A 1,673-nucleotide genomic window follows, 5' to 3' on the forward strand; every position below is an offset into this window, starting at 1 on the left:
AGATGAGGGAGTGGGGGAGAAAAACTAATGACTAATGACTAATGACTAATGACTAATGACTAATGACTTTAATTTAACTTTTGCAATAATTATGATATCAGTCCCACAATTGCAACTAGCTTATGACTCCAGATGAGATAACAACAGCCTTGCAAGCAGCTTTTTATCGTTGTGATGCAGCTAGCTGTCCTCTCACTGATAGGCAGAAAGAAATTTTACTGCAATTGGTTGAAGAATTTCAAACTAAATTTAAGTCGGGAAAATCAGATCCTCCCAACCCCTTAGACGAACTTACGCCAGAGGAATTAGAGATATTTTTAGAGTTCGTCAAGGCAGAGGAACAGCAAAACCGTACGTGGAAGGTGCAATTACTCAACGACTGGCTGCTGAACAATGATTCTGGTAAGGTGCAGTTTATTCGCGATCGCTATGGTTTGCAATGGTTAAATCGTGTGGAGTCGTATCACTTTGACAAGTATGCTTATTTTGAGGATGCCTTAAAACTGAGAGTAGGCGATCGCATTGAAGTTTCTAATGCTTTGTGGGAATGGGTGCAAGAAGATGGCCCTTGTCAGCGTGAATGGTTTCCCTCCATAGTGATTAAAATTGATCAGATTAATGGCAATGATGATTGTTCTACTAACTGTGTTGTTCGCTTCTTTAATGGCACAGAGTACGAAATTCAAGGCATCTACGAATGGAATCGCTATAATTGGCGTTGGCCAAAGAAGTAGTTAGAGTCCTAAATGTTGTCTTAAAGCTTGACGCATGACATCTACAGGTACAGTTTCCCGTTGCAACCAGATTTTTAAGGCGGCGACTCCTTGCTGAACTAACATTTCTAAGCCATCAATAGCAATTGCACCTTGTTGTTGTGCGTATTGTAGAAATTTTGTTGGTTGGGGAATATAAATCAAATCATAGGCGATCGCACCCACTTGTAAATTCACCATTTCATCAGCACTCACCGGTGACTCATCAACATGGGGATACATTCCCATCGGCGTTGTATTCACCAGTAAATCAGCTTGGGGGATGAGTTGTGTTAACTTATCCCAAGGATGCACTTGTAAATTTGTCCCAATCGGTGAATTAGCCCAACTTTGCTGGAATTCTTGTAAACGTTGTATATTTCGCCCTACTACATGAATTTCCGCCAAACCTAGCTGATGACAACCTGCCACAACCGCCCTAGCTGCGCCACCATTACCTAAAATGACAGCAATTTTCTGACTCCAATCTTGTTTATAGGTTGTTTGCAAAGGCGAGATAAAACCTGCTATATCTGTGTTTGTCCCTACCCATTTGTCATCTTTGCGACTAACAGTATTGACAGCACCGATAGCTTGAGCAATGGGACTAATTTCTGAGAGTAGGGGAATAATTGCTTGTTTGTGGGGAATTGTCACACTAAAACCGACAACACCAACAGTTGCCAACCCAGCGATCGCCACTTCTAAATCCTGTGGTTTGATAGGGAAAGGCAGGTATATATAATCTAATCCTAATTGAGCCAGTGCAGCATTGTGCATCACCGGTGACAGCGAATGTTCCACCGGATGTCCAATTACCCCTAATAATTTAGTTTTACCTGTAATCATTGTTTTAGTCATTAGTCATTAGTCATTAGTCATTAGTCATTAGTTATTAGTCATTAGTCATTAGTTTTTCTC

2 protein-coding genes are annotated in these 1,673 nt (G+C 40.9%); one reads left to right on the forward strand and one right to left on the reverse strand.

What is annotated here, in order from left to right; genetic code table 11:
• The first annotated feature begins 122 nt into the window (after positions 1-122).
• Complete coding sequence (locus AACS98_RS19460) at positions 123-734, forward strand: hypothetical protein (protein WP_066382912.1); 612 nt, start codon at positions 123-125, stop codon at positions 732-734.
• Here the strand turns inward: AACS98_RS19460 and AACS98_RS19465 are convergent, their stop codons facing one another.
• Entirely contained in the window at positions 735-1,613 is an 879-nt protein-coding gene (locus tag AACS98_RS19465) for a shikimate dehydrogenase (protein WP_066382913.1), read from the reverse strand.
• Positions 1,614-1,673 lie beyond the last annotated feature (60 nt).

It is taken from the genome of Anabaena sp. CA = ATCC 33047 (assembly GCF_963870205.1).
Lineage (GTDB): Bacteria > Cyanobacteriota > Cyanobacteriia > Cyanobacteriales > Nostocaceae > Trichormus.

Bases quoted from the DNA above. Each gene is read 5' to 3' on its own strand.
- AACS98_RS19460 (WP_066382912.1), top strand. From the start codon at position 123: ATGACTCCAGATGAGATAACAACAGCCTTGCAAGCAGCTTTTTATCGT.
- AACS98_RS19465 (WP_066382913.1), bottom strand. From the start codon at position 1,613: ATGACTAAAACAATGATTACAGGTAAAACTAAATTATTAGGGGTAATT.